This window comes from Frateuria sp. sgz306004, from assembly GCF_057750885.1.
The window spans coordinates 436,305-453,568 of sequence record NZ_JBYLFE010000003.1; the positions used below are offsets into that span (position 1 = coordinate 436,305).

The window sequence follows — 17,264 nt, forward strand, 5'->3', positions numbered from 1 at the left end:
AGGGGACTCCATGTTCGGTTACTACCTTGATCTTGCGATGCGCAGCCTGAAGCGCAACAAGATGCTCACGGCGCTGATGGTGCTGGCCATCGCGCTGGGCATCGGCGCGAGCATGACCACGCTGACGGTGCTGCATGTGTTGTCGGGCGACCCCTTGCCGGGTGCGAGCGGCAGCTTGTTCTATCCGCAGTTGGAACCGCGCGACAAGGATGGCTATGAGCCGGGCATGGAGCCGCCGCGTCAGGTCACCTGGATCGACGGCATGAACCTGCTCAAGGCCAAGCGCGGCGATCGCCAGGCCTTGATGACGGGTGGCGCGGTGCCGGTGCAGCCAGCGCAATCGGGTATGGATCCGTTCTATAGCGATGCACGCTATACCACCAGCGACTTCTTCCCCATGTTCCAGGTGCCGTTTCTTTACGGCCACGCATGGAGCACCAATGAGGACGACAGCAAGGCGCGCGTGGTGGTGATCAGCCGCACTCTCAACGACAAGTTGTTCGGTGGCAAGGACAGCACGGGCCAGACCTTGCGCATCAAGGACGCGGCGTTCCAGGTGATCGGCGTACTGGACGCGTGGCGGCCCAATCCGCACTTCTATGACGTCAACATGGGCAACTATTCCAACGCCGAAGACGTGTTCGTGCCGCTTAGCACCTCGCGCGACATGCTGTTCGATCACAACGGATCCACCGATTGCTGGGGTACGGGCGGTGGCGATAACGATCACGCCGAGATACAGCCTTGCGTGTGGCTGCAGTTCTGGGTGCAGTTGGACAGTGCGACCAAGGTTGCCGCGTACAAGGAGTACCTGGAGCACTACTCGCAGGAGCAGAAGGCGCTGGGCCGCTTCGAGCGCCCGGTGAACGTGCGTTTGCCTGGCCTGATGGAATGGCTGGATATCAACAAGGTCGTGCCGGGCGATGTGAAATTGCAGACCTGGCTTGCGCTGGGCTTCTTGTTGGTGTGTCTGGTCAATACGGTCGGCCTGATGCTCGCCAAGTTTCTGCGCCGCGCCGGTGAGCTGGGTGTGCGTCGGGCACTGGGTGCCTCCAAGCGCGAGGTCTTCACGCAGCTGTTGATCGAGTCGGGGGTGATCGGTCTGGCCGGCGGCATCGGCGGGCTGCTGCTTGCGTTCCTCGGCTTGTGGCTGGTGCGGCTACAGCCGTCCTCGTACGCCTCGCTGGCGCACCTGGATCTGTCGATGCTGATGACTACCTTCCTGCTGGCGGTGGGCGCCAGCCTGCTGGCCGGGCTGTTGCCGGCCTGGCGTGCCTGTCAGGTGGCGCCGGCGTTGCAATTGAAGAGCCAGTGAGGACAAGCGCATGGATATCCTGCCCATTCTCTCCACCCTGCGTCGCCACAAGATCACGGCCTTCCTGGTGATCATCGAGATCGCGTTGACCTGCGCCATCATCTGCAACGCGGTGTTCATCATCAATCAACGCATCGAACGCATGAACATGCAGAGCGGTGTGGACGAACATCGGCTGATGTACATCGAGCTAGCCGACATCGGCGCCGCCAAGGACGAAAAGGCGCGCACACTCGAAGATCTTTCGGCGCTTCGCCAGATCTCCGGTGTGGAGCAGGTTGCGTCGATCAACCAGATTCCGTTCGGCAATTCGTCGTCCAACAGCGGCATTAAGCTCGATCTCAAGCAGCGGCTCTCCACGCTCAACGCCACCATGTACTCGGGCGAGAACCTGGTGAAGGCGTTTGGCGCCCAGTTGATCGAAGGGCGCGACCTGCTGCCGGACGAGTTCATGGATTTTGACCAGGTGGTGCGTGCCGCCGCGGCCAAGGACGCCAAGCAGATTCCCCACGTTGTGGTCATCACACAGAAAATGGCGCAACGGTTGTGGCCTGGGCAGTCCGCCCTTGGCAAGCAGTTCTACATCTCCGAGTACCCGCTGACCGTTGTCGGTGTGGTGAAGGAGCTGGTGCGACCGTCCATCTGGGACGACTCTGCCAAGAGCTACAGCATGATCATGCCCATGCGCGAGTCGAGCGGGCGCTACGCCATCCTCACCCACTCGGCGGGCGACCGCGAGCGCGTGCTGGCCGCCGCGTTGGCCAAGCTCAAGGAAATCAACCCACGCCGGGTGGTATTGAAGAAAGCCACGTTTGACGACATGCGGCACGACTTTTTCCAGAACGATCGCGCCATGGCTGGGCTGTTGGCGGGCGTATGCGTGGCGCTGCTGATCGTCACCGCGCTGGGCATCGTGGGTTTGGGCAGTTTCTGGGTGGCGCAGCGTCGCCGGCAGATCGGCGTGCGCCGCGCGCTGGGTGCCACGCGCAAGAACATCCTGCACTACTTCCAGACCGAGAACTTTCTGCTGGCGACCATTGGCATCGTGCTGGGCATGGTGATGGCTTATGGCATCAACCTGCTGCTGATGGTGCATTACGAGTTGCCGCGCATGCCGGCGATCTACTTCCCGGTGGGTGCGGTGCTGTTGTGGATCATCGGCCAGCTGGCCGTGCTGGGTCCGGCGATGCGCGCGGCGGCGGTGCCGCCGGTGGTGGCTACGCGATCGGTGTGAGTGGGAGCGCCGCGCGCCCGAGCGGGGCGCGGCGCCGAGCAAGTCGGCCCGACAAAGCGGGCAGGGGACTATCGACAAGGAGTAGGGGATGCTCGGGTATTACCTGGATCTGGCCATGCGCAGCTTGAAGCGCAACAAGATGCTTACGGGGTTGATGGTGCTGGCCATCGCCGTGGGTATCGGCGCCAGTATGACCACACTGACCGTGATGCATCTGCTGTCGGGTGACCCGCTGCCCGGCCGCAGCCAACACCTTTACTACGCGCAGGTGGACCCGCTACCCACCCACAAGGACGATGCCGAGCCAATGGACATGCTCGACTACCAGTCCGCCATGGACTTGTGGAGCGCGCGTCGCGCCGATCGTCAGACCCTCGTGGTGGAGAGCCCCGTCAAGCTGAGCCAGCCCGAGGCCGGCACGCCACCGGTGATGACTACGCTGCTCTCTGTTACTCCGGATTTCTTTTCCATGTTCGACGTGCCGTTTCGGTATGGCGCCCCGTGGAACGAGGCGGACGAAAGCGCCAGGGCGCGCGTGGCGGTGATTTCGGACGACCTCAACCAGAAGCTCTTTGCCGGCGCCAACAGCGTGGGTCGCACGCTGCGGCTGCGCAACAGCGATGTGCGTATTGTCGGCGTGCTCAAGCCATGGCGCCCGTCGCCTCAGTTCTACAGCGTGCGCGGCGGCCGTTTTGCCAACGGCGATACGGCAGACTTCTACGGTAAGCCCGAGGATGTGATCACGCCCTTTGCCTCCGGCCTGGAGATCAACGACGGCAACTTCCAGCAGTTCACCTGCTGGCACCTTCCCGAGCGGCAGGGCCATCTACAGAACTCGCCGTGTGTCTGGCTGGGCCTGTGGGTACAGCTGAACGATCCGGCCAAGGTCGCCGGCTATCGTCGCTTTCTGGCCGACTACGCGGCGCAGCAGATGGCCTTGGGTCGCTTTACGCACGCGGGCAATACCCGTCTTCGCAGCCTGATGGAATGGCTGGATTTCAACGGCGTGGTGCCCAGCGACGTGCGCCTGCAAACCTGGCTGGCGCTGGCCTTTCTGTTGGTGTGCCTGTTCAACACCGTGGGCTTGCTGTTAGCTAAGTTCCTGCGGCGCAGTGGCGAGATCAGTGTGCGCCGCGCGTTGGGCGCCAGTCGTCGTGACGTGTTCGCGCAATGCCTGGTGGAAGCGGGCACCATCGGCCTGATTGGCGGCGTGTTTGGCTGGCTGCTTACGCTGGTGGGCTTGTGGCTCATACGCCAGCAGCCGGTGGCGTATGCGGACCTGGCCCATCTGGATGTGCGCATGTTTCTGGTGACCTTTGCCGCCGCCCTGGGCAGCAGCTTGCTCGCCGGCGTGCTGCCTGCACTGCGCGCCTGCCGCGTGGCGCCGGCCCTGCAACTGAAAACGCTATGAAAAGGATGATCATGCAGATGGCTCCGGTTCTCGCCGCGCTGCGTCGCCATCGGTTGGCGGCCATGCTGATTGCCATGGAAATTGCCTTGGCGTGTGCAGTGCTATGCAACGCATGCTTTCTGGTCGCCGAGCGACTCGCCTTGATGCGCATCGACAGCGGCGTGGATGAGTCGTCACTGGCCCTGATTCACGTGGATTGCGACCAGTGCAATGGCAGCGACGTGAACGCACGCCTTTCCAGCGCCTTGCGCGCCGTACCCGGCGTGCAGTCGGTGGCGGCCGTGAATGCCGTACCGTTCTCCGACCGTGCGGGTGATAACGGCATCACCCTGGATCGCGAACATTACGTCGCCGTGCCGCACTTCTACCTGGGTGGTCCAGGCGCCGCCGAAACGCTGGGTCTGCGCTTGGTGGCAGGGCGCACATTCGCGCCGGAGGATTACCGTCGCTCCGATATCTGGCTGGCCCCCGATTCGTCCGTGTGGATTACCCGCGCGTTCGCCGAACGCCTGTGGCCGGGCGAGAATCCGCTGGGCAAGGAGTTCTGGTCGGACAAGTTCCACTTCACGGTGGTGGGCGTGATGGAGCATTTGGCGCGACCGGACCCGGGTGGTCGCCGTGGCGCCGGCGCAGGGGAGTACTCGGTGTTTGCGCCGATTGAGCCGGGTGGTCAGGTGTTGACCGGCGTATTTGCCGTGCGCGCCGCACCGGCGGACCTTCCCCGCGTGCTGCGCGAGGCGCGCGCCGCCGCGCAAAAGGCCGTGCCGGAGGGCGTACTGAATCTGGATCAGAGCCGCCTGGTCAGCGATTTGCGCCACCGCTATTTCCAGCAGGCCCGTGTGATGGCAGGCATGCTCACCGGGGTCATCGTCGCCTTGTTGCTGGTGACGGCCCTTGGCATCGTTGGCCTCGCGAGCTTTTGGGTGCAGCAGCGGCGCAAACAGATCGGCGTGCGCCGTGCCATCGGCGCCACGCGGCGGGACATCCTGCATTATTTCCAGACCGAGAATTTCCTCATCGTTACTGCTGGCATCGTGTTCGGCATGGTGCTGGCATTCGGGCTCAATATCGCGCTGATGCGCATTTACGAACTGCCCAGGTTGCCGCTCTATTACCTGCCGATAGGGGCGGTGTTGCTGTGGGGTATCGGCCAGCTTGCGGTGTTGGGTCCGGCTTTGCGCGCGGCATCGGTGCCGCCGGTGGTGGCCACACGGTCCGTGTAGGTTCCGTGACAGCCTTGGCGTGCGCTCTGGCACGGGTGGGCGCCCCGTTTCCAGGTCAGAATAGGGGGTACTTTCAATCGGGAGGGGTGGTTTTATGAAGATTGGACCGCGGATGATCTTGGCGGGCGTGCTCGCGTCGGTAGCCCTGGTGGCTCCGCTGCACGCGGCGACGGCGGATGTGCCTTCGCGCGTGAAGGCGCTCAACGACCTGCTCGCCGAGCAGTGGCAGTACTCGCTGGAGACATCGCCAGAATTTGCGACCATCCTGGGCGATCTTCGCTACAACGACCGCTGGAGCGACGCCTCGCTGGCGCACCAACAGGTCGATTACGCCAAGGCCAAGGAATTCCTCAAGCGCTTCCAGGCCATCGACACCACCGGCTTCTCCGAAGAGGACAAGCTCAACCAGCAGCTGATGGTTCGTCAGCTGCAGGATGGCATCAAGGCCCACGACCTCAAGCTGGACGAAATGCCGCTCGATCAGATGAGCGGCGTGCATTTGCGCCTGGCAGGCTTCGTCAGCTCCATTCCGTTCGAAAACACCAAGGAATACGACGACTACCTGGCTCGCCTCAAGGCCATGCCCACGCTGCTCGACCAGATCACCGATGTGGCTCGCCAGGGCATGAAGGACGGCATGATGCCGCCCAAGTATCTGCTGGAAAAAGTGGTGGTGCAGATCGACAGCATCGCCAAGCCGGCGGGCATGGACAACGTCTTCGCCGAGCCGCTCAAGCATTTCCCCAAGACGGTGTCGGCGGCCGATCAGAAGCGCCTGCACGATGCCATCCTGGCCGCCATCGACCAGCACGTGCGTCCGGCGTACAGCAAGCTCGGCGCCTTTGTCGCCAAGGACTACGCCCCGCACGGCCGTACCCAGCCGGGCGTGTGGCAATTGCCCAATGGTGATGCGATCTATCGTTTCCAGGTGGAGCAGATGACCACCACCAAGGAAACGCCCGAGCAGATTCACCAGATCGGCCTGTCCGAGGTGAAGCGCATCGAAGACGAGATGACGACCATCGCCAAGTCGCAGGGCTTTAAGGACTTGGCCAGCTTCCGCGAGTCGCTCAAGACCAACCCCAAGACCCACGCCACCTCGCGCGAGGACATCTTGAACCGCTACCGCGGCTACATCGCCGGCATGCAGCCGGAGCTGCCCAAGCTGTTCGGCCTGCTGCCCAAGACCAAGGTGGAAGTGGTGCCGGTGGAAGCTTTCCGCGAGAAGGAAGCGGCGGCCGCCGAATACCAGCAGGGCACGCCGGATGGTTCGCGTCCCGGCAAGGTGTTCGTCAATACCGGTGACTTCGCCAACCGCAGCGTGCTCACCATCGAGTCCACCGCCTACCATGAGGGCGTGCCGGGCCATCACATGCAGATTTCGATCGCGCAGACACTGCCGGGCCTGCCGCCGTTCCGCCAGCAGGCCGGCTACAACGCCTATGTGGAAGGCTGGGCGCTGTATGCGGAGCGCCTGGGCAAGGAAATCGGCTTCTACAAGGACCCTCTCTCCGACTACGGCCGTCTCTCCGACGAACTGCTGCGTGCCGATCGCCTCGTGCTCGACACCGGCGTGCACTACAAGCACTGGACGCGCCAGCAGATGGTGGACTTCTTCCACCAGCATTCCAGCGAGGACGAGCCGGATGTGCAGGCCGAAACCGATCGCTACATCACCTGGCCGGGCCAGGCGCTGGCGTACAAGACCGGTCAGCTGAAGATCCTGGAACTGCGCGAGCGCGCCAAGAAGGCGCTGGGTGACAAGTTCGACATCCGTTCCTTCCACGACGAGATCCTCGGCGGCGGCGCGCTGCCGCTGGACGTGCTGGAAGCGCGCGTGGATGCCTGGATTGCCGACGTGAAGTCCGGCAAGGCGCCGGTGCATCCCAAGGGCTGAGTAGAGCCTTGAGGCGCGCGTCGCGATAAACGACGCGCGCCGACATTTCGCTGAAGGGAGACTGCCTGCATGTCATCCGTTTTCGCGCGCCTGGTGCTGGGTGCTGCGCTATGCCTGCCTGTCGCCGGCGCATGGGCCGCCAGCGGCTTCGTGTGGCAGTCCGAGGACAGCCTGCGCTGGCATGGCGATGGGCAGTATCTGCATCTGGCCACCGACAAGCGTGGCGGCATCGACGTGCTCGACCTCACCCCGCAGGCCCTGTGGGGCCTGCACAAGGGCGATGTGATCCTCGCCGCCGATGGCCAACCACTGAAGAACGTCGCCGACCTGTTCACCCGATTGCGCGCCCATGACGACTCGCCGCTGCCCCTGCGGGTGCAGCGCGATGGCGCCGAACAAATGGTGGCCCTGGTCACTACCGCGCGCAGTCAGTTGCTGCATGACGCAGCGCCCGCACCGGCGTCACCCGGCGCACCCACGACCGATACCGGCAACCATGCCAGCGGTTTCGCATGGCGTTCGGAGAACACCTTGCGTTGGCACAGTCAGGGGCAATCGCTGCACCTGTCCACGGCCAAGCAGGGCGGTGTCACGGTGGTCTCGCTGAGCCCGGCGGACCTGTGGGGGCTGCATCAGGGGGATGTGATCCTGAGTGCTGCCGGGCAGCCGGTGAACAACGTGGATGAGCTATTCGCCCAGTTGCGTGCGCATGGCGATGAGCCACTGCCGCTCATGTTGCAGCGCAACGGCCAAGAGCAGACCCTGCCGTTGGCAACCCAGGCCCGGGCCGGGCTGATCCATGATGCGCCACCCCCTCCGCCCCCGCCACCGCCCCCTCCGCCACCATCACCGGGCTCCAGCGGCTGAGGCCGCCCAAACCGAATTCGCCCCAACAGGCAAATTGATGGCAACCTTTTGGCGTGGAGATGCATCCACGTCTACATGTGCAAGCGACGAATGCGAACTGTACTGATCATCGATGACAACCCCGCTGTGGGCGAAGCGCTGTCCCTGGCGCTTTCGCTGCATGACATCCGCCCGCTGATCGCGCTGACGCCCGAGCAGGGCCTGGCGCAGCTGGAAAGCGAACGGATCGATGTGGTGATCCAGGACATGAACTTCACCGCCGACACCACCTCGGGTGAGGAAGGCATTGCTCTGTTCCGTGCCATTCGCCAGCGTCATACCGACCTGCCGGTGATCCTGCTCACCGCGTGGACCCACCTTGAAACCGCGGTGGAGCTGGTCAAGGCGGGTGCCGCCGACTATCTCGCCAAGCCGTGGGACGACGCCAAGCTCATGGCCACGGTGGAGAACCTGCTGGAGCTCTCCGAATCCACGCGCGAGGTCAATCGCGCCCGTACCGAACGCCGTAAACGCCGTGAGGATCTGCAGCGCCGTTACGAGCTGGACGGGCTGGTGTTCGCCTCCGAGGCGATGGCGCGCACGCTGGAGCTGGCTTGCCAGGTGGCCCGCTCGGAAGTGCCCGTGCTCATCACCGGGCCAAACGGCGCCGGCAAAGAGCGCATCGCGGCTATCGTCCACGCCAACTCCGCCGTCAAGCGCGGCCAGTTCATCGCGGTCAACTGCGGTGCGCTGCCGGGCGAGCTGATCGAGGCGGAATTGTTCGGTGCCGAAGCCGGCGCCTATACCGGCGCCAACAAGGCACGGGAGGGCCGCTTTGAACTGGCCGATGGCGGCACGCTGTTCCTGGATGAGATCGGCAACCTGCCGCTATCCGGCCAGGTCAAACTGCTGCGCGTGTTGGAAACCGGCCAGTTCGAGCGACTGGGCTCCGGCCGCACCCGTCATGTAAAGGTACGCGTGCTCAGCGCCACCAATGCGGACCTCAAGGGCATGATCCGCGCCGGCACGTTCCGCGAAGATCTTTATTACCGCCTCAACGTGATTGAGGTGAACCTGCCACCGCTCTCCGATCGCGTGGACGATATCCTGCCGCTGGCCGAGCACTTCCTCGATGGCCGTGCGGAACTCACCGACGCCGCGCGCGAAAGCTTGTTGGTCTATCCGTGGCCGGGCAACGTGCGCGAGTTGAAAAACGCCATCGAACGCGCGGCTCTGCTCAGCAGCGACGGACGCATCACGCCCGAGCAGCTCAACCTGCCGCAAGTGGCGCCCTCGGTGGTGCGCAACCTGGACGAACCCAGTCGCGAATCGGTGGAAGCCGCGCTGGAAAAGGCCGGCGGCGTCGTCAGCCGCGCGGCCACGGCGCTGGGCCTGTCGCGCCAGGCGCTGTACCGGCGCATGGAGCGCTATGGCCTGGCTCAGGCCTGAGTGACCATGGCCGCGCCCGCCCGATTGCCGCGCCCGTGCAGGGCGAGGATGATGGGCGGGCTGCGGCAGGAGTCCACCATGCGCTATCGCTCATTGTTGCTTTTCGCCAGCCTGTTCTGCGCCGAGGCTTCGGCGCAGAACGTGTCGCCGCCATCGCCAAGCGATCGGTGGAGCGCACTGACACCTGCGTCCGCATCGAGCAGCCATGCCGCCTATCGCAACGCGCTCAGCCAGGCGGAAGGCGACGCCCAGCACTTCAACTTCAACGACCAGCCGCCCAAGGACATCGCGCCGCCCGACCAATCGCCGGTGCGCGTGATCATCAACAACGGGCGCGGCCCGCACGTCAATTGCATACCCATGGGAGTAGCCGGCGCGTGTCACTGAACCGGTGGTGGACGGGGGGAACCCGCTGATGTGGCGCGGCTTCAGTTCGCTGGAAGCGCGCATGGTGCTGTTGCTGGGCTTCGCGGGGCTCTCCGGCGCCTTGATCTATGCCGGTGTCACCCAGTGGCCATTGCCGCAACTGCTGCAATGGATGCGGCATGATCTGAGCCTCGACGTTGGGGCGCCAGCGCGATTTGGCTTGTATGGCGGCATCGCCATCTCCGCGGCGCTGCTGCTGCCGCTGGCGTTTTGGCTGGGGCATCGCGTGATGGCGCCGGTCACCCGGTTGCTGCGCGCGCTGGAAGGTGCGGTGGCGAGCTATCGCGATGGCGATTTCAGCTTCTCCATTGCCGCCACGCGCCGCGACGAGCTGGGCGAGCTGATCCGCATGCATAACGCGTTGGGGCAGACCCTGCGCGAGCAACGCCAGAACCTGGCTCAGCGCGAGCTGCTGCTGGATACCGTGGTGCAGAACACGCCCGTGGCCTTGGTGCTCACTGACAGTAGCGGGCGCGTCACCTACGCCAACATTGCCGCGCGCCATTTGTTCAACGAAGGGCGCACGCTGCAAGGCCTGAGCTTCATCGACCTGATCGCCGATGCGCCCGAACCGTTGCGCCGCGCAGTGGAGAGTGGCGAAGACGCTTTGCTCACCGTGGAAATGGAAGGCAGCGAGGAAACCTTCCACCTCTCCCAGCGCAGTTTCCGCCTGCAGGGCAGGCCGCATCGCCTGCAATTGTTCCGCCGCATGACGCGCGAACTGTCACGCCAGGAAGTCGCCACCTGGAAGCGTGTGATCCGAGTCATCAGCCACGAGCTCAACAATTCGCTGGCGCCCATTTCCTCGCTGGCCCACTCAGGTGCCGAACTGGCGCGTCGCGGTGACACCACGCGCTTGCCTGGCGTGTTCGCCACCATTGGCGAGCGCGCACGGCACCTGCACAACTTCATCGCCGGCTACGCCAACTTCGCCAAGCTGCCGGCGCCGCAACCGGTAGCCATCGCGTGGAAACCCTTCCTGGATAGCCTGGCCTTGCATTGCAAGTTCGAGCTGCGCGGCAACCTACCCGAGCAGCCGGGCTGGTTCGACGCCGGCCAGATCGAACAGGTGCTGATCAACCTGATCAAGAACGCCCACGAATCGGGCAGCGCAGAAGATGGTGTATCGCTGTCGCTGGCCATGGTGGGGCGCGACGTGCGCATCGAAGTGGCCGACCGCGGCCCCGGCATGAGCGAAACCGTGCTGGCGCAGGCGCTGTTGCCGTTCTATTCCACCAAACGCTCGGGCACCGGGCTCGGCCTGGCGCTGGCGCGCGAGATCGTGGAGGCGCATGGCGGCCGCATCTCGCTCGCCAACCGTGAAGACGGCGGGTTGCGTGTCAGCCTTCTATTGCCGTTGAGCGCGCGATAAGCCGCTGCACCGATCCATGGCGGCTCTCCTATACTCCGGGCATTGATCATGGATAGGAGCTGGGCAATGGGACAGATGTTTGCGTTGGTGTTCGTCGTGGTGGCAGTGATCGTCATTGCCAAATTGGTACGCATCGTGCCGCAGGGTTACGAGTGGACCGTGGAACGCTTCGGCCGCTACACCCGCACGCTCACGCCCGGCCTGCATTTCCTGGTGCCGTTCATCTACAGCATCGGGCGCAAGATGAACATGATGGAGCAGGTGCTGGACGTGCCCTCGCAGGACGTCATCACCAAGGACAACGCCGTCGTGCGCGTCGATGGCGTGGTGTTCTACCAGGTGCTGGATGCCGCCAAGGCCGCCTATGAAGTGGCGAACCTGGAGCAGGCCGCACTGGCGTTGGTGATGACCAACATCCGTACCGTGCTCGGCTCGATGGACCTGGACGAATCGCTCAGCCAGCGCGATGCCATCAATGCCAAGCTGCTGAACGTAGTGGACGAGGCGACCCACCCATGGGGCGTCAAGGTCAACCGCATCGAGATCAAGGACATCGCACCGCCGCGTGACCTGGTCGATTCGATGGCGCGCCAGATGAAAGCCGAGCGCGAAAAGCGCGCCAACATCCTCGAAGCCGAGGGCTTCCGCCAGGCGGCCGTGCTCAAAGCCGATGGTGAAAAGCAGTCCGCCATTCTCGAAGCCGAAGGCAAGAAGGAAGCCGCCTTCCGCGAAGCCGAGGCGCGCATCCGTCTGGCCGAAGCCGAAGCGCAGGCCACCAAGATGGTGTCCGAGGCCATCGCCAACGGTAACGTGAATGCGCTCAATTACTTCGTCGCCAACAAGTACGTCGAGGCGCTGAAGGAAATGGCGCACTCGCCCAACCAGAAGACCTTGCTGCTACCCATCGAAGCCACTGGCATTCTCGGTTCGCTGGCCGGCATCGCCGAATTGGCCAAGGACGCCGTGAGCCAGCAACAGGCCACGCCCGCTCGCCGCACGCCACCCTCGATGAGCTAAGCGGAGCGCACCATGCAAGAACTCGCCCTGCATTACTGGTGGTGGATCCTGGCGCTGCTGCTGATCGCGCTGGAGGTGATCCTGCCCGGCTATTTCATGTTGTGGATCGGTATCGCCGCCGGCGCTACCGGCTTGGTCGTGCTCGTGATGCCTGGCCTTTCCATCATGGCGCAGGCGCTGGTGTTCGTGGTCTTCGCCTTTCTTTCCTGCGCTGCCTACTGGTATGGCCTGCGTCCTCGCCTGGTACGCGATGAGCCGGGCGATACCCGCCTCAACCGTCGCGGCGATCAGCAGATCGGCCAGCGCTATGTGCTGGTCGAGCCGATCGTGCATGGGCGGGGTAAGGCAAAGGTGGGCGATGGTTTGTGGTTGGTGAGTGGGCCGGATTTGCCGGCTGGGGCGATGGTGGAGGTCGTGGGGGTGGATGGGACCATGCTGCTGGTGCGGGCGGTGCAGTAGGGCGCGTCATCGCGGTTGCTGTCCGGTCAACAGCCGAAGGGCCGGTCACCTAGTGACTTGGCCATTCGTTTTAGCGCGACGGCGATCTGGCTCGCCTGCCGCGGGCTTCCGCGGGCAGGCAGGAGGTCGGAAGCCCGTCGTTCCGCGTGGAGCCCCTTCGGTCGCCGGCGAGACAAGTCGCGGCAACACCGCACAAGTGCGAAAGTCATGGGGTGACCAGCCCCCTGGGCTGTTGCAAAGCGCTGCCAGCCTTCGATGAGTCGACGCTGTAGGAGGGTGCGAAAACAGGCGCGGCGCCCTCATCCAGACATCCGCCGCTGACAATAGCCATCCAAATCAGTTCTACTACCGTCAACGCCCATCGCTCCTGTAACGCCACGCCATGAATGCCTTTTCCCTGCGAGCGCCCACGCGATGACGCGTCCGGTCGTCGTCACGCCGCTGGCGCTTGCGCCGCTCAATACGCGCATCGCCTTTCTGCTGGAGCTGGCGCGCCGCCTGCACCAGTACGGCACCGCTGCGCCGCGTTTGGAAGGGGCCATCGCCGGGTCGGCGCATCGGCTGGGTTTGCAGGCGGATGTATGGTCGAGCCCCACGGCCATCATCATTTCCTTCAGCGACCTCACCCAGGGCGAGGAGGAAGTGGCGCAAGTGACGCAGGTGATGCGTCTGGCGCCGGGCGACGTGAACTTGGCGCGCCTGTGTGAGGCCGATGCCATTGCCGACAAGGTGATTGCGGGTGACCTGGAGTTGCGCGAGGGCTTTCGTCTGTTGCGCGATCTGGGCCGCCCGGATACCCGTCGTGCCCAGGCTGGCGTGATCGCGAGCTACGGATTGGCGGCGGCCAGCGTGGTGGCGCTGCTGCTGCATAGCTCCTGGGCGGATTTGATCACGGCCGCACTGATTGGACTGATCATCGGCACCATTACCGTGCTGTCGGCTACGCGGCCGCGCCTGGCGGTGGCGAGCGAGGCCATCAGTGCGCTGGTGGCTACGTTGATCGCCATTTTGGTCAGTCAGTTCCTGGTGCCGCTGGCGCTCAAGTCGGTGATCCTCGCGGGGTTGATCGTATTGATGCCCGGCATGGCGCTCACTACGGCGGTGCGCGAGATCTCCAGCCAGCATCTGGTGGCGGGCGTGGCGCGCATGGGCGGGGCGATTGCCACCTTGATCAAGCTCACGTTCGGCACGGTGGTGGCGACCCAGCTTTGCCACGCGGTGGGCATCGATGGTCGTGACTACGCGTTGCCGCCGTTGCCAGCCTGGGCCGACTATCCGGCGCTACTGGCGGGCGCTTTTGCCTTTGCCATTTCGTTCCGCGCTGCGCGCCGCGACTGGCTGGTAGTGATGGCGGCGGTGGTGCTGGGTTATCTGGCCACGCGTTGGGGCGGCGCCCTGGCCGGCAAGTTGCCGTCCGCACCGTTCGGTGTGTTCCTCGGTGGCTTGATGTTGAGCAGCCTGGCCAATCTCTATGCGCGTTTTGCGCATCGCCCGGGCGCGATTATTCGGGAACCCGGCATTATTTTGTTGGTGCCCGGTAGTGTCGGTTTTCGCAGCGTTTCCTATTTGCTGGAACGCGACACGAGCTTGGGCATGGATAGCAGCATGTTGCTGATGACGCTGCTTATTGCCCTGGTGGCGGGCTTGCTGTTTGGCGATTTGATTGTCGCGCCCCGACGATCGCTCTAAGCATGCTCTGATTAAGCGACTTCTTGTCCGTCATTCCTGCGGAAGCAGGAGTCCAGTGCCTTTACGCTCAGGCGCTTACAGGCGCTGGATGACCAGCCCTTCGGCTGTTGAAAGGCGCTTCCAGCCTTCGCTGGGATGACGATCAAATTCAGAGCATCCCTAAGCATTATCGAATCCATAAAAAAACGCCGGCCCGGGGCCGGCGTTTTTTATGGGACGCAAGAAGATGCCGGCCGTTAGATGGCCAAATCCTTTTCCTTCTTGCCGGCCTTGAGTGCATCGTTGAACCAACGCGGACGCTTGCCGCGGCCCGACCAGGTCTGTTCCGGGTTGGCGGGGTTACGGTACTTGGGGGCGACCGTGCCACCGCTGCGGCGGGGCTTGGCGGCGCGGGCATGGCCAAAGATATCTTCGAACGTGTAGCCCTCGGCCTTGATCAGCGCGTGGATCTTCTCGCGCAGCTTGCCGACCTTTTCCTTGCGCAGCTCTTGCTGGCGAACTTGGGCCTTGTTGATCAGGTCATTGAGCTGATTGTGATTGAGATTCTTGATATCCACTGCCATAAGTAACTCCCGGGACTAATTAGGTTACTTGTAATGAGCGTGTCGAGGTGGGGTGCTCATTAGAGTTTTTCGATTGTGGTGGAATTACGTGATTAATGCAAAGCGTAATGGAGTTAAGGGCGCTTTGATATTTCATCGTCATTCCAGCCTTCGCTGGGATGACGATCAAAATCAGGGCATCCTCAAATGGCGGTCAATCGGGCGCGCATTAGCAAGCGTTTGATTAAATGGCATTCCTCTCGTCATGCCTGCTTTCTAGGCATGGAGATTAAGAATCGGGCCGCCCACATGGGAATACCGGGCACGCATAAAGTGCGACGCCGAAAAAGAAAACGGCCGCTTTCGCGGCCGTTTTCCTTGGATGGCGTGAGTACCTTAGCCAAGCAGGCCGAACAGTTCGTCCTGGGTAATGGCACGGGCTTCGGCCTCGTGGCGGGCACGGTATTCCAGGGTGCCGGCGGCCAGGCCGCGCTCGCTGATGACCACGCGATGCGGAATGCCGATCAGCTCCATGTCCGCGAACATGGCGCCGGGGCGCAGGCCGCGGTCGTCCAGCACGGTTTCCACGCCGCGGGCGTTGAGTTCGGCGTACAGGGTTTCGGCGGCCTGGGCGATTTCCGGCGTGTTCTTGGGGTTGATCACGCACACGGCCACGCGCCAGGGGGCCATCGGCTCCGGCCAGATGATGCCGGCGTCGTCATGGCGCTGCTCGATGGCGGCGGCCACGATGCGGCTGACGCCGACGCCATAGCAACCCATCAGCATGACCTGAGCCTTGCCGTTCTCGTCGAGCACGGTGGCCTTGAGCGCTTCGGCGTACTTCTTGCCAAGCTGGAACACGTGGCCCACTTCGATGCCGCGCGCCATGCGCAGGGTGCCCTGGCCATCGGGGGAGGGATCGCCCTCGACGACCTTGCGGATGTCTTCCACGCGGGTGACGCGGGCGTCGCGATCCCAGTTGGCGCCGGTGTAGTGCGTGCCGTCCTGGTTGCCGCCGCAGACGAAGTCAGCCAACGCGGCGGCACTGCGGTCCACGATCACCGGGATCTCGGCGGGCAGGCCGGCCGGGCCGATAAAGCCGGGGCGGGTGCCGGTGACGGCGAGGATTTCCTCTTCGCTGGCAAGCACCGACTCGCCCGGCATTTCGGCGAGCTTGCCGGCCTTCACTTCGTTGACCTCGTGGTCGCCACGCACGCACAGGGCCACCAGGCCCTCGCTGCCGCGTACCAGGATGGTCTTGATGCACTGCGCCGGGGTGACCTTGAGGAAGGCGGCCACGTCGTCGATGGTCTTTTGCGTAGGCGTATCCACGCGGGCCAGTGCGGCCGCCGGCGCCGGACGCTCGGTGGTGGGCGCCAGCGCCTCCGCCTTTTCGATGTTGGCGGCGTAGTCGGAGCCGTCGGAAAACACCAGCGCGTCTTCGCCGGAGTCGGCCAGCACCTGGAACTCATGGCTGGCGTTGCCGCCGATGGCGCCGGTGTCGGCCTGCACGGCGCGGAAGGTCAGGCCCAGGCGGGTGAAGATGCGTGCGTATGCCTGGTACATGGCGTCGTAGGTCTGTTGCAGCGAATCCTGGGTGAGGTGGAAGGAGTAAGCGTCCTTCATCAGGAACTCGCGCGCGCGCATCACGCCGAAGCGCGGGCGAATCTCGTCGCGGAACTTGGTCTGGATCTGGTAGAAGTTGACCGGCAGCTGCTTGTAGCTCTTGAGCTCGTTGCGCGCGAAGTCGGTGACCACTTCTTCCGCGGTGGGGGCGTAGCAGAACTCCTGCTCCTTGCGGTCCTTGATCTTCAGCAGCTGGCCGCCGAACTTCTCCCAGCGACCGGTTTCCTCCCACAGCTCCTTGGGCTGGATGGTCGGCATCAGCGTTTCGATGGCGCCGGCGCGGTCCATTTCCTCGCGCACGACCTTTTCCACCTTGCGCAACACGCGCAGGCCCAGCGGCGACCAGGTGTACAGGCCGGCGGCGAGCTTGCGGATCATGCCGGTACGCAACATCAGCCGATGGCTGGCGATTTCGGCGTCGGCGGGGACTTCCTTGACGGTGGCCAGGTGGAATTGGCTAAGGCGCATGCGTACGGATCCGGCGGAGAAAGAGGCCGATTATAGCGATCCGCGGTGCGGGGATTGGCGCCACCCGGCAATGAGAGCCTGTTCGCGATCTCCGCCTAGCCAGTCGGGCCACGCGGAGATGGTGAGCAGGCTCTAAGGATGCTCTGATTTTGATCGTCATCCCAGCGAATGCTGGGATCCAGTGCCTGTAAATCTTTGAACGTAAAGGCGCTGGATTCCTGCTTCCGCAGGAATGACGAACCAAAAGTCGATTAATCAGACCTTCCCTAAAGCCTGGCGGCGCCCTGGAT

Annotated in this window: 14 protein-coding genes; 12 read left to right on the forward strand and 2 right to left on the reverse strand. The window is 63.9% G+C overall.

The genetic code is table 11. From position 1 onward, the window contains the following. The first annotated feature begins 10 nt into the window (after positions 1–10). From AC3G2C_RS08185 to AC3G2C_RS08240, 12 genes are all read left to right on the forward strand, one after another. Positions 11–1,315, forward strand: coding sequence for an ABC transporter permease (locus AC3G2C_RS08185; protein WP_488384131.1), 1,305 nt, complete (start codon positions 11–13; stop codon positions 1,313–1,315). 10 nt (positions 1,316–1,325) lie between these two features. Beyond that, positions 1,326–2,549, forward strand: coding sequence for an ABC transporter permease (locus AC3G2C_RS08190; protein ID WP_488384132.1), 1,224 nt, complete (start codon positions 1,326–1,328; stop codon positions 2,547–2,549). 88 nt (positions 2,550–2,637) lie between these two features. Beyond that, positions 2,638–3,960 carry an ABC transporter permease gene (locus AC3G2C_RS08195; RefSeq protein WP_488384133.1) on the forward strand — a complete coding sequence of 441 codons (1,323 nt, stop codon included), beginning with the start codon at positions 2,638–2,640 and terminating at the stop codon, positions 3,958–3,960. An 11-nt stretch (positions 3,961–3,971) separates the two neighbouring features. Next, entirely contained in the window at positions 3,972–5,183 is a 1,212-nt protein-coding gene (locus tag AC3G2C_RS08200; protein ID WP_488384282.1) for an ABC transporter permease, read from the forward strand. Positions 5,184–5,277: 94 nt separating this feature from the next. After that, positions 5,278–7,080 carry a DUF885 domain-containing protein gene (locus tag AC3G2C_RS08205; RefSeq protein ID WP_488384134.1) on the forward strand — a complete coding sequence of 601 codons (1,803 nt, stop codon included), beginning with the start codon at positions 5,278–5,280 and terminating at the stop codon, positions 7,078–7,080. Between the two features lie 69 nt (positions 7,081–7,149). Continuing rightward, positions 7,150–7,947, forward strand: coding sequence for a Do family serine endopeptidase (locus AC3G2C_RS08210; protein WP_488384135.1), 798 nt, complete (start codon positions 7,150–7,152; stop codon positions 7,945–7,947). A 90-nt stretch (positions 7,948–8,037) separates the two neighbouring features. Further along, positions 8,038–9,375, forward strand: a complete 1,338-nt coding sequence (locus AC3G2C_RS08215; protein WP_488384136.1) for a sigma-54-dependent transcriptional regulator — start codon at positions 8,038–8,040, stop codon at positions 9,373–9,375. A 78-nt stretch (positions 9,376–9,453) separates the two neighbouring features. After that, entirely contained in the window at positions 9,454–9,762 is a 309-nt protein-coding gene (locus AC3G2C_RS08220; RefSeq protein WP_488384137.1) for a hypothetical protein, read from the forward strand. A gap of 28 nt (positions 9,763–9,790) precedes the next feature. After that, positions 9,791–11,173, forward strand: coding sequence for a sensor histidine kinase (locus AC3G2C_RS08225; protein WP_488384138.1), 1,383 nt, complete (start codon positions 9,791–9,793; stop codon positions 11,171–11,173). 66 nt (positions 11,174–11,239) lie between these two features. Next, positions 11,240–12,190, forward strand: a complete 951-nt coding sequence (locus AC3G2C_RS08230; RefSeq protein WP_488384139.1) for an SPFH domain-containing protein — start codon at positions 11,240–11,242, stop codon at positions 12,188–12,190. 12 nt (positions 12,191–12,202) lie between these two features. After that, on the forward strand, positions 12,203–12,649 hold the full coding sequence (locus AC3G2C_RS08235) for an NfeD family protein (RefSeq protein ID WP_488384140.1): 447 nt from the start codon (positions 12,203–12,205) through the stop codon (positions 12,647–12,649). A gap of 414 nt (positions 12,650–13,063) precedes the next feature. Continuing rightward, entirely contained in the window at positions 13,064–14,338 is a 1,275-nt protein-coding gene (locus tag AC3G2C_RS08240; RefSeq protein ID WP_488384141.1) for a threonine/serine exporter family protein, read from the forward strand. 236 nt (positions 14,339–14,574) lie between these two features. Here the strand turns inward: AC3G2C_RS08240 and AC3G2C_RS08245 are convergent, their stop codons facing one another. Both AC3G2C_RS08245 and AC3G2C_RS08250 read right to left on the reverse strand, forming a co-directional pair. Continuing rightward, positions 14,575–14,901 (reverse strand): H-NS histone family protein, encoded by a 327-nt coding sequence (locus tag AC3G2C_RS08245; protein ID WP_488384142.1) that lies wholly within the window; start codon positions 14,899–14,901, stop codon positions 14,575–14,577. A gap of 375 nt (positions 14,902–15,276) precedes the next feature. Then, a complete protein-coding gene (locus AC3G2C_RS08250) occupies positions 15,277–16,974 on the reverse strand; it encodes a proline--tRNA ligase (RefSeq protein ID WP_488384143.1) in 1,698 nt (565 codons plus the stop codon). Positions 16,975–17,264 lie beyond the last annotated feature (290 nt).

What these genes read in the sequence shown, in the direction of transcription:
- AC3G2C_RS08185 (WP_488384131.1), top strand. Translation starts at nt 11, where the DNA reads ATGTTCGGTTACTACCTTGATCTTGCGATGCGCAGCCTGAAGCGCAAC.
- AC3G2C_RS08190 (WP_488384132.1), top strand. Translation starts at nt 1,326, where the DNA reads ATGGATATCCTGCCCATTCTCTCCACCCTGCGTCGCCACAAGATCACG.
- AC3G2C_RS08195 (WP_488384133.1), top strand. Translation starts at nt 2,638, where the DNA reads ATGCTCGGGTATTACCTGGATCTGGCCATGCGCAGCTTGAAGCGCAAC.
- AC3G2C_RS08200 (WP_488384282.1), top strand. Translation starts at nt 3,972, where the DNA reads ATGCAGATGGCTCCGGTTCTCGCCGCGCTGCGTCGCCATCGGTTGGCG.
- AC3G2C_RS08205 (WP_488384134.1), top strand. Translation starts at nt 5,278, where the DNA reads ATGAAGATTGGACCGCGGATGATCTTGGCGGGCGTGCTCGCGTCGGTA.
- AC3G2C_RS08210 (WP_488384135.1), top strand. Translation starts at nt 7,150, where the DNA reads ATGTCATCCGTTTTCGCGCGCCTGGTGCTGGGTGCTGCGCTATGCCTG.
- AC3G2C_RS08215 (WP_488384136.1), top strand. Translation starts at nt 8,038, where the DNA reads ATGCGAACTGTACTGATCATCGATGACAACCCCGCTGTGGGCGAAGCG.
- AC3G2C_RS08220 (WP_488384137.1), top strand. Translation starts at nt 9,454, where the DNA reads ATGCGCTATCGCTCATTGTTGCTTTTCGCCAGCCTGTTCTGCGCCGAG.
- AC3G2C_RS08225 (WP_488384138.1), top strand. Translation starts at nt 9,791, where the DNA reads ATGTGGCGCGGCTTCAGTTCGCTGGAAGCGCGCATGGTGCTGTTGCTG.
- AC3G2C_RS08230 (WP_488384139.1), top strand. Translation starts at nt 11,240, where the DNA reads ATGGGACAGATGTTTGCGTTGGTGTTCGTCGTGGTGGCAGTGATCGTC.
- AC3G2C_RS08235 (WP_488384140.1), top strand. Translation starts at nt 12,203, where the DNA reads ATGCAAGAACTCGCCCTGCATTACTGGTGGTGGATCCTGGCGCTGCTG.
- AC3G2C_RS08240 (WP_488384141.1), top strand. Translation starts at nt 13,064, where the DNA reads ATGACGCGTCCGGTCGTCGTCACGCCGCTGGCGCTTGCGCCGCTCAAT.
- AC3G2C_RS08245 (WP_488384142.1), bottom strand. Translation starts at nt 14,901, where the DNA reads ATGGCAGTGGATATCAAGAATCTCAATCACAATCAGCTCAATGACCTG.
- AC3G2C_RS08250 (WP_488384143.1), bottom strand. Translation starts at nt 16,974, where the DNA reads ATGCGCCTTAGCCAATTCCACCTGGCCACCGTCAAGGAAGTCCCCGCC.